We start from the raw sequence: 14,941 nt of genomic DNA on the forward strand, positions 1-14,941 counted from the left end.
GATGTATAGGGGTGGATTTACAGGTAGAGTTTTACGTATCGATTTAACCAACTTAACTTACCAGGAAGAAAAGCTGGACCCCAAAATAGCCCGCCAGTACATGGGTGGGGCCGGCCTGGGTATCAAATACCTGTATGATGAATTGGAGCCGGGTATTGACCCGCTCGGACCCTCAAATAAATTAATCTTTACGCTTGGACCTTTAACTGGTACCAGCTCGCCGTGCGCCAGCCGGATGTCTGTAACCACTAAGTCGCCGCTGTCTAATACAGTTGGAGTGGCCTTGACCGGAGGTAAATTCCCTGCAGAATTAAAGCGTGCCGGTTATGACGCCGTAATAGTTGAAGGACGTGCAGAAAGTCCCACTTATGTTTATATACATGACGGCAAGGTCGATTTCAAGAGCGCCGCGAAGCTGTGGGGAACCAACACCTTTGACTGTCAGGATTATATCCGGGCTGAACTGCATAACCCGAGCATCAAAGTGGCATGTATCGGCCCAGCCGGGGAGAAACTGGTCAGGTACGCCTGCATTATTAATGAACGACGGGCGGCCGGCAGAAAAGGCGTAGGCGCCGTGATGGGTTCTAAAAACTTGAAGGCCATTGCCGTTAAGGGTGACAAAGTCAGAACCACTTTAGCCGATCCTGAGAAATTCAAAGAAGTCCAAGCGGTTTACGTCAAGCATTTGAAGGACAGCCCGTATATAGCGAGCTTTGGCAAGACGGGTACTTCCACAGTGCTTGATGCCACGAGTGCGATAGGCATTTGTTCCGCCAAGAATTACAGCGAGACCGGTGCGTTCCAGGCCGCTGAATTTCTTGGTGCCGAAGCCAATGCTAAGTTTGATTTAAGGAAAGAACACTGTGAGGGTTGTCCGGTCGGCTGCAGCCAGGTCCGGATGGTGCGCGAAGGCCAGTATGCTGGCAGCCTGGCCGAAGGACCCGAATTTGAAACCTTGTATTCACTGGGTACCACGTTGGGCAACACCAACCTGCCCAGTGTCATCGCCGGTGACCGTGTTTGTGATGAACTCGGCTTGGACAGCCTTTCCGTCGGCGTAACCATCGGTTTTGCGATGGAGATGTTTGAAAAAGGAGTTATCAACCTGGAAGATACCGGAGGCATGGAACTGAAATTTGGCAAACATGAAGTCATCTTGCCGATGCTTCGCATGATTGCCTATCGCGAAGGCTTTGGCGATATTCTGGCCGAGGGTGTAAAGCGCGTATCAGAGAAGTATGGCAAGGGTTCCGAAAAATATGCCATGCATATCAAAGGTCTGGAGTTTCCTGCTTATGATATCCGCGGCGCTAAGGCACACGGTCTTGGCTACGCCACCTCCTATACCGGCGCCGACCACTCGCGGGGGTATGCTTTCCAGGAGATCTTTGCGATCCCGGTTCCTTACGCCGTCGACCGTTTTGCCGTTAAGGGCAAGGGCAAACTCACCATGTGGAACCAGGATGTAAGGACGGTAACCTGTGACTGCGCTCCCATGTGTGCATTTATCCTTGACATGGCGGTTCCTGATATAGCGCTTGAAAATACTGCCGGCCTGGTTGGGGGCGCTACCGGTTGGGACATAACTCCAGAAGAGGTATATCAAATTGGGGAACGCGTCATTAATACAGCCCGCCTTTTCAACATCAGAGAAGGCTTCACCCGGGCCGATGATACTTTCCCGGAACGCATAATGACTGAGCCTATTCCAGACGGTCCTTCCAAAGGTGAGTTAATATCCCAGTCGGACCTGGATCTGATGCTCGATGAGTATTACGAAGCCAGAGGGTGGACCAAGGAAGGCGTTCCGACTAAGGAAAAACTGAAAGAGCTGGATATAGTATAGCGTTACCTGGCCGATATTAAAATGCGGTGGGGGTTATAAGTGCCTTGATTAAAGTAAATGTGCATGTCCTAATGTCAGTTAAAGAAGTTATAGGCGCTTCTAAAATAGCCCTTCAGATACACGATAGCGCTACTTTAAAGGAACTTGTGGATTTGCTGGTGGATAATTACGGGGAAAAATTCTCAGACCTAGTAATTAACCCGGATACAGGTGAACCATATAAGTATTTTCGCCTGGTGCTGAATGGCAGGGATATCATCTTTTTAAACGGCATGAAAACTACGCTTTCCGACGGCGATGAGTTTCTCATTATACCGCCTATAGGTGGCGGCTAAGCCTGACTAATGCTGTTGGATGGGGGGGGGGAAGGTAAACCTTCTGCATTAAAAAACTTTACAAGAAAGGGAGTGATTAACACTTAGGCCAGTGCTGCGGGGTTACCTTAATTAACTTATTAATAAATAAAGGGGGGAAATCCTTAAGGTTTCGATATACTGGTGAAACCTAAGGAAAAGCATCTATGGTCAAAGCAGCAGTTCTAAAGGGCGTTGAACAAGTCGAAATTATGGAATTTCCCAAACCAAAAGTAGCTAAAGATTGTGCTTTAGCCCGGGTTGAAGTCTGCGGTATTTGTGGCAGTGACCCCCATATTTACCAGGGGCATTTACCGGTTCCGTATCCCATTATTTTAGGTCATGAGGTTTCCTTAATTCTTGAGGAAATGGGTCCCGAATATCCCAGGCATGATGTGCTGGGAAACCCTGTTAAAGAGGGTGACCGGGTTGCCCTGGTGCCGGCTTACAATTGCGGTAAATGTGTAGTTTGTAAGCTGCAGCCGCAACGCCATAACCTTTGTGAAAAAGGTGAGTGTTACGGGGTAACTCTGCAGTGCAGCAAGGAGCCGCATCTGTTTGGTGGGTATGCCGAATATATGTACCTGTATCCAGAAGCCTGGATATATAAATGCCCGGAAGGAATGTCTGCCGAAGTCCTGGCTCTGGCAGATCCTCTGGCGGTAGGTTTGAGAGGCCTTGATGCTGCCTGTTCCCCGGGACTGCCCTGGGCTCGTGAAGGTTTCGGCGTTGGGAAAACGGTCCTTATCCAAGGGTTAGGTACAATTGGTATTTTAACTGCGGCCGCTGCGAAAGCTGCCGGCGCCAGTGCAGTATACGCTATTGACGGTGTTAAATCAAGAATAGACATGTCTTATAAGTTCGGTGTAGACGAAGTAATTGATTTCAATGAATATAAGACCCCCGAAGAAAGGCTCGCCAGGGTAAATAAGCTGACTAACGGCATGGGCTGCGATGTGGTGATTGAGCTGGCTGGTGTACCGGCTGTCTTCCAGGAAGCAATTAACCTTACCCGCCGCGGTGGAAAATTGATCGAATTGGGCCACTATACCGATGTAGGCACTATTCCAATCAACCCACAAGTCATTTCCTTCAGAGAAATAGAAATAGTCGGTCTTTGGGCTTATGCCGCCCCGGAATTGGGCACAGCGATTTCTTTGATCCAGCAAACTATGGATCGTTTCCCGTATGCTGACTTGATTACCCACAGGTATCACATTGATGAAGCTGATCAAGCGCTGAAAGAAGCCCGTGATAGGAATTGCATCAAGTCTGTAATCCTGGGGAAATAAAGAAATTTAGAAATGAAGTTGTTTTGGGTCAATATCTTATCGGTGCGTATGATGCGAACAATGAATCTTTGATATTTAAAAAATTACAACATAGTCCTGATGGCGTTATTCTACTTTGGTTAATAGGAGTGTGAAAAAAGGCGCCGAATTAGTCCTCTCCCACCCTAAACAGTTAGGCACTAATTCGACGCCAGCCATCGGATTTGCCGTTGCGAGCAGCAAGTCCAAGTCTATTTTGACACAACTAGCGATGTGTTTTCAAGGCACCTAAAAAAAACTCAGACACAACATATATTTTTTGGGCTGTGGTTTTGGCACAATTCCTAAAATTGTATAACTTATGAAATGTGAGTCAATATCTAATATATTTAGGGAGGATTGCTCATGGAACAGTATATGCGTCAAATTGATGATCGGGTTGAATTGACCGACGCAGGGATGGCCACTATAAAAGAGAGCCCTCTTTACAACCCGGATCTTGCGCCAATACAGGTGAAAGATAGAACGTGGGGTCATTTTAATTACTTTTCCCTCTGGGTCGGTATCGTCACCTGTATTCCAACTCTTTTATTAACTGGCGGGATGATTCCGAACCTGGCCTGGTGGCAGGCACTGTTGGCAATCTGTGTCGGTAGCCTGGGTATGAGTTATTTGATGAAATTTTCCGGCCATGCCGGCGCCAAGTACGGTATCACCATGGGTGTTCTGGGACGTGCTTCGTGGGGTATCAAAGGAACCTACTTGGCCATGTTCATCAGGTCCAGCGTGGCCATGGGCTATGCCGGTATCGAAACTTTCATCGGGGGTTCCGCTGTGGACGGCTTAATCCTCAGCATCGCTCCGGGTTGGGCTAATGTCAGCGGGCACCTGTGGATCTGTTTATTCCTTTTCGCGGTGTTGACGATGGCGTTGGTCTGGTTCTCACCTCCCACCAACGAAATGAAAGCTTATAAGATTCTCACCATTATTGCCGTACCAGGTAAATTCATCGCTCTGGCTCTGATTGTTATAGTACTCTATATGCAGGTTGGAAGTTGGGGCCCGCTATTTAATACACCGGCGCAGTATAACGGTACAGCCTGGACCACATTCTTTATCGCCTGCCTGGTTGGCGCCTTTGGTTACTGGGGTGAGAGTATGACTCACTTTTCGGACTTGTCCCGCTATTCGAAAGACACCAAGGTTTATGCAAAAGGTGCTGTCTCGGGTGTAACCATTGGCATGGTGGCCTTCGGTATGGTTGGGATCATGTTGGCATCCTTCAGTAAGGCTCTCTACGGCCAGACGATCTGGAACCCCATTGATTTAATTGTGATGCTGCAGATTCCCTGGTTGTCTGTTGTTGCCCTGTTCTTTATCAGCCTGGTGGCTATTACCACCAATATCGGCGCAAACCTGACCCCGTCCGGCTATTTCTTTTCAACCCTGGTTCCCAAGTATATTAACTGGCGGACAGGTGCTTTGATTACTATGCTTATCGGCATGGCCTTGAGGCCGTGGTCATTACTGGCAACCTTCGGTAACTTCCTGTTTGACTGGTTGCTGCTATGGATGTGCTGGATAGCTCCACTAGCAGGCATTATGGCGTGTGATTACTGGCTTCTTAGAAAGACAAAGCTAAATATTGTTGAGTTGTTTAACCCTGTAGGACCGTTTAAATACGCAAATGGGTTTAACCCCTGCGCTCTAATTGCGTGGGCACTTGCGACAGTTCTGGCTTTGATTTTCAAAAACGAATCGTTTGTTGTTGGCTACATCGCAGGAATAGTCTTCTATTACGTGATTATGAAGTACTGGGGGTTAGCCAAGTACAATCAAAATGATTTGATCGATGGCAAGCCAGAGGAAAAAAGACCTGTGACTGCTGAGGTATAACCTTATTGTAAAAGCAGGCCAAATAGACAAGTCTAATTGGCCTGCTTTCTTTAAATGATAAATGAGAATGAGTTTCATTATTTTACATTATTACGGTAAGGGAGTGAAGGTCTTTGGGAATTAAGGAGATAAAGTTCACCTTAAACGGCCGGCCGGTAAAGCTTTTGGTTGAGCCGGAGAAGACGCTGTTAAAGGTGCTGCGGGATGATTTAAGGCTAACAGGTACTAAAGAAGGATGCAATGAAGGCCTGTGCGGCAGTTGCACCGTTCTGATAGACGGGACCCCCACCACTTCATGCAAGCTTCCGGTTGTTAAGGTAGAAGGGCGGGAAGTGCTGACCATTGAAGGAGTAGGCACCAAAGAGAATCCGGATGTGATCCAGAGGGCGTTTGTGGAAGTTGGCGCCTCCCAGTGCGGTTTCTGTACCCCGGGTATGATTTTAACTGCCAAAGCCATTCTTGATAAAAACCCCAATCCCACGCGGGAAGAAGTACGAAAAGGTATTCGGCGTAACCTGTGCCGCTGCACCGGTTACAAAAAAATAATAGACGGAATTATGCTGGCTGCGGAATACAGGCTTAATCCGTCTGCGATTAAAGAGCATGATATAGGTGAATATCGTATTGGCGGCCGCATACCACAGTTGAATTCCTGGGAAAAAGTAACCGGGAGCTTGCGTTTTGCGGATGATATTTACCTGGAGGATATGTGTTTTGCCAAAATTCTGCGCAGCCCACATTTTCACGCTAGGGTCAAGGGTATTGACTCAAGCGCCGCTGAAGCTATGCACGGGGTCGTTGCTGTTGCCACGGCCAAGGATCTTATGGGTCCTAACCGGGTTAAGTACATCTTTCATGACTACAGGGTCATTGCAGATGAAAAGGTCCGCTATTTTGGCGAACCGGTAGCCATTGTTGTGGCCAGGACCGAAGCCATAGCCGAAAATGCCCTCGCTAAAATTAAGGTTGATTACGAAGTATTGCCGGCCGTTACAGATCCCTTTGCCGCCTTGGAACCGGGCGCACCTGAAGTACAGGAGGAAGATTACCCCGGCAATAAGCTGTTCTATCAGAACCTTATTAAAGGTGACATCGAAGAAGGTTTCAAGGAAGCCGACTTTATTGAAGAACATACTTATACTACCCCGGCCAACATTCACGGGTACCTGGAACCGGATACGGGAGTAGCGTATTATGACGATGAAGGAAGGATAGTCATTTATGCCTGCGGTCAGGCGCCCCACTACCACCGTGATGAAGTTGCCCGGGTGCTGGGCTTGGGGACCGACGAGGTGCGTGTGGTGGAAGACGGGACCGGCGGCGGCTTTGGCGCCCGGATTGACCCGATGATGCAGGTGCTTCTCGGGTTGGCTGTCTATAAAGCAAAAGTTCCGGTCAAACTCAAGTTCACCACTGAGGAAAACTTTATCGGCGAGTGCAAGCGCCACCCCTTTACCATTAAATTAAAAACCGGTGTGCGTAATGACGGTAAAATCATTGCCCACTACGGTGAGATCGTTGGGGATGCCGGTGCTTACGCCTTGGCCAGCCCTGGTGTTTTGATGAGGGCCATTGTGCATTCTTATGGCCCTTATGAAATACCTCATGTTAAAATCCTGGGCCAGATGGTTTTAACCAATAACACGCCTTCATCTGCTATGCGAGGGTTTGGAGTATCCCAGATGTGCTTTGCCATAGAAACCCAAATAAACCGGATCTGTAGCCGTCTGGGTATGAACGTGCTTGACTTCGCCAGACTTAACGGTTTTAAGCAGGGTACCGTCACCGCGACCGGCCAGTTGATTAAAGATCCGCCGGGTTATGCTGAGGTTATCGACGCCATTGAAAATCACTGGGCCAAAATGCCGAAGGAAACTGCGCCGGAGAAAGTGGCTCAGCTTCCGCCGCACATCAAGAGGGGCAAAGGCTTTGCCACCACCTGGTACGGTATCGGTAAGACCGGCCTGTTGAACCTCTCCAGGTGCAACGTTGAAATCACGGATGAAGGCACATTACTGGTACGGGAAGGGGCGGCTGAAATCGGCCAGGGATCTACTACGGTTATGGCGCTCATTGCAGCAGAAGAGATGGGGCTTACCCTGGACAAAGTCAAGGTTATGGCGGCAGATTCGCTGCTTACGCCGGATTCCGATCTTACCTGTGCCAGTAAACATACCTTCTACACCGGGAATGCGACTTTAATAGCCTGTAAGGATCTCAAGAAGAAAATCCTTGAAGCGGCTGCCGCTGAGTTTAAAGAAGAAGCGGAGAAGCTTGACACAAAGGATGGCGAGGTCTATATTTCCTCAGAACCGCAGAAGAATATTTCGTTTAAACAGCTAAAAGATCTTGGGTACGACCTTACCGGCTTCGGTGAATTTGTAGTTCCGCTTGACCTGCTCGATCAGGATACCGGGCAGGGTACCCTGTACGTTGTATTTACTTACGGCGCTGCAGTAGTGGAAATAGAAGTCAATACCCAAACCGGTGAGATAAAAGTCCTTAACTCTGCAGTTGCCTTCCAGTGCGGCAAGGCTATTAACCGGCTGGCGATGGAAGGACAGATGGATGGCGGCGTGGGTATGGGTGTCGGTTACGCCTTGATGGAAGAATACATCACAGGTAAGACTAAGAGCTTTAAAGATTATAAATTGCCGCGTTCTACCGACGTGCCTCTCGACATCAGCACCTATGTTGTGGAAATTCCGCAGGGACCGGGGCCTTTTGGCGCTATCGGCATGGGCGAGGCCGCTCACTTCCCCCAGGCGCCGGCAATTATTGCGGCCCTGCATGATGCCTGCGGTATTTGGATTAATGATCTTCCGGCCAGGCCGGAAAGAGTTTTAGAAGCTTTAAAACAAAAAAAGGATAACTAGCTAAGGATGGCAAGGTTTGGGTGGCTATGACGCCACCCAAACCAAATGGCATTACATTTTACAATAAGCAAATTATCATTTAAAGATTCTGTTAATTTTATCATTTAGCTATTTCAATGCTGCGTTAAGCACCAGCAAAGAATAAAAACTCAGTGAAGTAAGTGCAATTTAAATCACACACAGCGCACACGGCGCAGTTGATAGTACCAGTATTCTGAACGCCTGTTAGCCAAACACTTATCTCTCAAACAAATCTATCTGGACTCATGGTATATGCTTTATAAGCCAAAAGATTAAAACTTCCGTATAACAGAAGCTTTTTTTGTATTAAACAAAATCTTAAACATATCCACATTAAGGGGTGTTCACTATTTGTGTTTAGCAAGTTAATGAGTATGGAGGAAGCAATCAGTAAGTTTGTTCATAACGGTGATTGTATAGCGCTTGGCGGATTTGTAACAAATCGGAAACCTTATGCGGCAGTATACGAAATTATGAGACAGGGCATTAAAAATCTTTATATCGAAGGCGGACCGGCTGGTGGGGACGTTGATATGTTGATTGGTGCGGGCTGCGTTAAAGTGCTTTTCAACTCATACCTGGCAAACTCGGGGTACTCACAGGTTTGCAGGCGGTTTCGCAAAGCTATAGAAGAAGGAGAGATACTGTGGGAAGATTACTCGCTGGATGTTCAACCTATTATCTATCATGCAGCTGCCTTAGGGCTGCCTTATGTAGCTGTTAAAAATATGCTTGGTTCTTCCCTGGTGGAAAAATGGGGTATTCCAGAGGATGTATGGGAGAATGACCCCAAATTAGCTCCACGTAAACTTATTATTGAACGTAATCCTTTTAACCCTGAGGAGCAGGTTTGCCTGTTGCCGACTCCCAAAATAGATACAGCTATCATTCATGTACAAAAGGCATCAACCGATGGGACTTGTCGTATTGAAGGAGCGGTTTTTGTTGATATCGATATCGCGATGGGAGCAACCAACTGTATCGTAACATGCGAAGAACTTGTCCACCCTAGTGAACTGCGCAGGGAACCGTGGCTAAACCAGTTACCGAATATTGTACCAGATGCTGTAGTTCATGTCCCCTATGGGGCACATCCGTCACAGTGCGCTAACTACTATGATTACGACGCTAATTATTATAAGTTGTATGACAGGGTCAGCGGTGATGATCAAAAGTTTAAGGAGTTCTTGGATGAGTGGGTATACGGTGTCAAAAATCAGTCTGAATATATGAATAAACTAGGGTTTAACCGGTTTGCAAATCTGTGGGTGCGTCCCGGTTATGGCTATGCGGCTGGATTAAAGAGGGGTTGAGAATTATGGCGGAATGGACAACTAAACAAATGATGGCGGTTGCCCTGGCGAGGCAGATAAAGGACGGTATGACCTATATTATTGGGACTGGTTTGCCGCTAACAGGTGCGGTCCTAGCCAAAAATACGACTGCGCCTAATTCAGTTTTCCTATTTGAGTCGGGTATAATCGACGGTCAGCCACAAGAGCTTCCTACAAGTGTGTCTGATCTGAGGAGTTGTTTTCATGCGTCCTGCCTGTGGCCCCAGTACAGGTATTTCGGTTTTATGAGTAACGCCTGGAAGAAGAATAAAATTGACCTTGGTTTCTTAGGCGGCGCCCAAATAGACCCTTACGGAAATCTGAATTCAACCTGCATTGGGGACTATCACCATCCAAAGACAAGGTTTACCGGAAGCGGTGGAGCAAACGGGATTGCCACCAATGTCAATACAATAATCACGATGCAACATGAAAAACGTCGTTTCTGCGATAAAGTTGACTATATGACCAGTCCCGGCTGGATTGATGGTCCTGATGGTCGTAAGAAAAGGGGTCTGCCTGAAGTCGGACCCCAGGCAGTGATAACCGATCTGGGAATTCTCCGCTTTGATGAAAAGACGAAACGGATGTACCTCGCAGAGTATTTCCCGGGTATCACACCACAGCAGGTTAAGGAAAATACAGGATTTGATTTGGATGTAACACGTGCAGTTGAAGCGGATCCGCCTGAAGAGGAATTTCTTCACATACTAACTAATACAAGTTCCATTGTTGGCAGGTAGTTCTAGAGTTTGTGATTGCAAAAATTCTCGTATTGATAAGAAACATCAATCTGAGAAAATTTATTAATTACTGGCGGTGGATATTTTAACTCCGGATAAAGGCGAAATATTTGTTTTAGATATTTAATAGCCGGAAAAATAAGCAATAGCAGATAAATTATTGGAAGGTGGCCGGGGTAAACATAACGGCCACCTTCTACTTGTAACCTCATCTTTTCAGATTAGCTGCACATTAGTTGTAAGGCATAGAAATTGCAAAAAACTATTAATAAAAGTTAGGAGGGTGATAACGGTGGAAGTAGCCATAGGCTTCAGGCGGAAGGTAAAGCAAACATAGCTTTTGTCGGGTCTCTGAATGATTAATTAAGTTATTACGGTAAGGGAGTGAAGGTCTTTGGGAATTAAGGAGATAAAGTTCACCTTAAACGGCCGGCCGGTAAAGCTTTTGGTTGAGCCGGAGAAGACGCTGTTAAAGGTGCTGCGGGATGATTTAAGGCTAACAGGTACTAAAGAAGGATGCAATGAAGGCCTGTGCGGCAGTTGCACCGTTCTGATAGACGGGACCCCCACCACTTCATGCAAGCTTCCGGTTGTTAAGGTAGAAGGGCGGGAAGTGCTGACCATTGAAGGAGTAGGCACCAAAGAGAATCCGGATGTGATCCAGAGGGCGTTTGTGGAAGTTGGCGCCTCCCAGTGCGGTTTCTGTACCCCGGGTATGATTTTAACTGCCAAAGCCATTCTTGATAAAAACCCCAATCCCACGCGGGAAGAAGTACGAAAAGGTATTCGGCGTAACCTGTGCCGCTGCACCGGTTACAAAAAAATAATAGACGGAATTATGCTGGCTGCGGAATACAGGCTTAATCCGTCTGCGATTAAAGAGCATGATATAGGTGAATATCGTATTGGCGGCCGCATACCACAGTTGAATTCCTGGGAAAAAGTAACCGGGAGCTTGCGTTTTGCGGATGATATTTACCTGGAGGATATGTGTTTTGCCAAAATTCTGCGCAGCCCACATTTTCACGCTAGGGTCAAGGGTATTGACTCAAGCGCCGCTGAAGCTATGCACGGGGTCGTTGCTGTTGCCACGGCCAAGGATCTTATGGGTCCTAACCGGGTTAAGTACATCTTTCATGACTACAGGGTCATTGCAGATGAAAAGGTCCGCTATTTTGGCGAACCGGTAGCCATTGTTGTGGCCAGGACCGAAGCCATAGCCGAAAATGCCCTCGCTAAAATTAAGGTTGATTACGAAGTATTGCCGGCCGTTACAGATCCCTTTGCCGCCTTGGAACCGGGCGCACCTGAAGTACAGGAGGAAGATTACCCCGGCAATAAGCTGTTCTATCAGAACCTTATTAAAGGTGACATCGAAGAAGGTTTCAAGGAAGCCGACTTTATTGAAGAACATACTTATACTACCCCGGCCAACATTCACGGGTACCTGGAACCGGATACGGGAGTAGCGTATTATGACGATGAAGGAAGGATAGTCATTTATGCCTGCGGTCAGGCGCCCCACTACCACCGTGATGAAGTTGCCCGGGTGCTGGGCTTGGGGACCGACGAGGTGCGTGTGGTGGAAGACGGGACCGGCGGCGGCTTTGGCGCCCGGATTGACCCGATGATGCAGGTGCTTCTCGGGTTGGCTGTCTATAAAGCAAAAGTTCCGGTCAAACTCAAGTTCACCACTGAGGAAAACTTTATCGGCGAGTGCAAGCGCCACCCCTTTACCATTAAATTAAAAACCGGTGTGCGTAATGACGGTAAAATCATTGCCCACTACGGTGAGATCGTTGGGGATGCCGGTGCTTACGCCTTGGCCAGCCCTGGTGTTTTGATGAGGGCCATTGTGCATTCTTATGGCCCTTATGAAATACCTCATGTTAAAATCCTGGGCCAGATGGTTTTAACCAATAACACGCCTTCATCTGCTATGCGAGGGTTTGGAGTATCCCAGATGTGCTTTGCCATAGAAACCCAAATAAACCGGATCTGTAGCCGTCTGGGTATGAACGTGCTTGACTTCGCCAGACTTAACGGTTTTAAGCAGGGTACCGTCACCGCGACCGGCCAGTTGATTAAAGATCCGCCGGGTTATGCTGAGGTTATCGACGCCATTGAAAATCACTGGGCCAAAATGCCGAAGGAAACTGCGCCGGAGAAAGTGGCTCAGCTTCCGCCGCACATCAAGAGGGGCAAAGGCTTTGCCACCACCTGGTACGGTATCGGTAAGACCGGCCTGTTGAACCTCTCCAGGTGCAACGTTGAAATCACGGATGAAGGCACATTACTGGTACGGGAAGGGGCGGCTGAAATCGGCCAGGGATCTACTACGGTTATGGCGCTCATTGCAGCAGAAGAGATGGGGCTTACCCTGGACAAAGTCAAGGTTATGGCGGCAGATTCGCTGCTTACGCCGGATTCCGATCTTACCTGTGCCAGTAAACATACCTTCTACACCGGGAATGCGACTTTAATAGCCTGTAAGGATCTCAAGAAGAAAATCCTTGAAGCGGCTGCCGCTGAGTTTAAAGAAGAAGCGGAGAAGCTTGACACAAAGGATGGCGAGGTCTATATTTCCTCAGAACCGCAGAAGAATATTTCGTTTAAACAGCTAAAAGATCTTGGGTACGACCTTACCGGCTTCGGTGAATTTGTAGTTCCGCTTGACCTGCTCGATCAGGATACCGGGCAGGGTACCCTGTACGTTGTATTTACTTACGGCGCTGCAGTAGTGGAAATAGAAGTCAATACCCAAACCGGTGAGATAAAAGTCCTTAACTCTGCAGTTGCCTTCCAGTGCGGCAAGGCTATTAACCGGCTGGCGATGGAAGGACAGATGGATGGCGGCGTGGGTATGGGTGTCGGTTACGCCTTGATGGAAGAATACATCACAGGTAAGACTAAGAGCTTTAAAGATTATAAATTGCCGCGTTCTACCGACGTGCCTCTCGACATCAGCACCTATGTTGTGGAAATTCCGCAGGGACCGGGGCCTTTTGGCGCTATCGGCATGGGCGAGGCCGCTCACTTCCCCCAGGCGCCGGCAATTATTGCGGCCCTGCATGATGCCTGCGGTATTTGGATTAATGATCTTCCGGCCAGGCCGGAAAGAGTTTTAGAAGCTTTAAAACAAAAAAAGGATAACTAAGTAATAATATACAATTCCGGGTGATCTCCAGGCCAAGTTGGGTCACCCGGGACAAAACTGTTGAATGAATTTTTATGAAGGGTGGGCGGTGATAATTGATCTCGGATTATATAAGAACATCCAGCGTGTCTGAGGTTGTTGATGCCTTAGTGGAATATCAGCCTTGGGGCAGGATTTTGGCAGGCGGCACAGACATCCTTCCTAAAACAAGGGGAGTACGTCAAAAGAAATCAATACCGCTGGTATTTATTGATGTCAATCGTATTAGTGATTTTAGAACAATAAAGATGGAAAACGGGTGGCTGGTAATCGGGCCGGCTGTAACTATTCGTGATTTAATATACAGTAATTTAATTAAAGAAGAAGCTCCGGTTTTAGCACAGGCGGCGGCACTAATCGGTTCGACTGAAATAAGGAACCGTGGTACGGTTGGTGGAAATATTGGCAGTAAAAACGCTTCTGCTGATTTATTGATACCTCTCATTGGTTTAAAGGCCATAGTTGAGATTTGCGATACTGCAGGACGAAGAGAAATGAATCTGGAGGAAATATTAAGAAAATCAGTAAAAGATTTGGGTCGCCGCCTTGTCATCACTGCTATAAAAATACCCACGGGACAGGCGGCATATTTCGGATATAAACGTTGGTCCAGGGAAAGTATGGGGCGTTCTTACCTAAGTGTAATGGTTATCATAAGTCCTGAGATAAAAGCTGGTAGCTATCGTCTCAAAGCGATTGTCGGTGGAGGCGGGTTGTGGCCGCGTTCAGTTGAGGCCGTTATGCCGGTCCAACAGTTATCTGCGACTAAATCCTTAACGTTACTTGTAAAGCTTTTAGTTGAAAAAGGAGAAAAGACCAACAGGCGGAACATGGGCGATTATCGCCGTCAAATAATGGAAGTCCTTTTAAGAGAAGCACTATATACTGCATGCGAGGGGGGAAGGTTTTGAAAAAACAAGTCCGTTTGGTAGTCAACGGGCATCTCTGGGAAGGTGAGGTTGATGTGGGTACAACATTGCTTGACCTGCTGCGTGACGATATGGGGCTGACTGGAGCGAAAAAAGGATGTGATGGCGGTGAATGCGGAGCCTGTACGGTTTTATTAAACGGGCAGCCGGTTAACTCCTGTCTGGTATTGGCCGTTTCGCTTGACGGGGATATAGTTGAAACAATTGAAGGGCTTGATGATGAGGAATCTCGGATAATAAAGGAGTCCTATGTTGCAACAGGCGCGGTGCAGTGTGGTTTTTGCAGTCCCGGTATGATTATTGCCACCAAAGGGTTGCTTAATCAAAATCCTAATCCAACTGTTGAAGAAATAGAAACTGCGTTTGTAGGACATTTGTGCCGGTGTACCGGTTATGCCAGGACAGTAGAAGCGGTGCAAAGAGCGGTCAGGCTTTTGAACGAACCCAAGCAGAATTGAATAATTTGGACAGGG

General features: G+C 47.6%; 10 protein-coding genes. All 10 read left to right on the forward strand.

What is annotated here, in order from left to right:
* The first annotated feature begins 1 nt into the window (after position 1).
* The 10 genes from Psch_RS20610 to Psch_RS20655 all read left to right on the forward strand — a co-directional run bounded on the left by Psch_RS20610 (position 2) and on the right by Psch_RS20655 (position 14,926).
* Entirely contained in the window at positions 2-1,849 is a 1,848-nt protein-coding gene (locus Psch_RS20610; RefSeq protein WP_190259558.1) for an aldehyde ferredoxin oxidoreductase family protein, read from the forward strand.
* Positions 1,850-1,893: 44 nt separating this feature from the next.
* Positions 1,894-2,184 carry a MoaD/ThiS family protein gene (locus Psch_RS20615; protein ID WP_190259559.1) on the forward strand — a complete coding sequence of 97 codons (291 nt, stop codon included), beginning with the start codon at positions 1,894-1,896 and terminating at the stop codon, positions 2,182-2,184.
* A 185-nt stretch (positions 2,185-2,369) separates the two neighbouring features.
* Complete coding sequence (locus Psch_RS20620; RefSeq protein ID WP_190259560.1) at positions 2,370-3,494, forward strand: zinc-binding dehydrogenase; 1,125 nt, start codon at positions 2,370-2,372, stop codon at positions 3,492-3,494.
* A 384-nt stretch (positions 3,495-3,878) separates the two neighbouring features.
* On the forward strand, positions 3,879-5,369 hold the full coding sequence (locus Psch_RS20625; RefSeq protein WP_190259561.1) for a cytosine permease: 1,491 nt from the start codon (positions 3,879-3,881) through the stop codon (positions 5,367-5,369).
* 113 nt (positions 5,370-5,482) lie between these two features.
* A complete protein-coding gene (locus tag Psch_RS20630) occupies positions 5,483-8,245 on the forward strand; it encodes a molybdopterin-dependent oxidoreductase (RefSeq protein ID WP_190259562.1) in 2,763 nt (920 codons plus the stop codon).
* Positions 8,246-8,619: 374 nt separating this feature from the next.
* Positions 8,620-9,579 carry a CoA transferase subunit A gene (locus Psch_RS20635; protein WP_345789109.1) on the forward strand — a complete coding sequence of 320 codons (960 nt, stop codon included), beginning with the start codon at positions 8,620-8,622 and terminating at the stop codon, positions 9,577-9,579.
* Positions 9,580-9,584: 5 nt separating this feature from the next.
* On the forward strand, positions 9,585-10,343 hold the full coding sequence (locus Psch_RS20640; protein WP_190259563.1) for a CoA-transferase subunit beta: 759 nt from the start codon (positions 9,585-9,587) through the stop codon (positions 10,341-10,343).
* A gap of 394 nt (positions 10,344-10,737) precedes the next feature.
* Positions 10,738-13,500, forward strand: a complete 2,763-nt coding sequence (locus Psch_RS20645) for a molybdopterin-dependent oxidoreductase (protein ID WP_190259562.1) — start codon at positions 10,738-10,740, stop codon at positions 13,498-13,500.
* Positions 13,501-13,595: 95 nt separating this feature from the next.
* Entirely contained in the window at positions 13,596-14,450 is an 855-nt protein-coding gene (locus tag Psch_RS20650) for an FAD binding domain-containing protein (protein ID WP_190259564.1), read from the forward strand.
* Positions 14,447-14,926, forward strand: coding sequence for a (2Fe-2S)-binding protein (locus tag Psch_RS20655; RefSeq protein WP_243124271.1), 480 nt, complete (start codon positions 14,447-14,449; stop codon positions 14,924-14,926). Before Psch_RS20650 ends, Psch_RS20655 begins: the two co-directional genes overlap by 4 nt.
* The last annotated feature ends 15 nt before the right edge of the window (positions 14,927-14,941 follow it).

Source organism: Pelotomaculum schinkii (genome assembly GCF_004369205.1).
Lineage (GTDB): Bacteria > Bacillota > Desulfotomaculia > Desulfotomaculales > Pelotomaculaceae > Pelotomaculum_C > Pelotomaculum_C schinkii.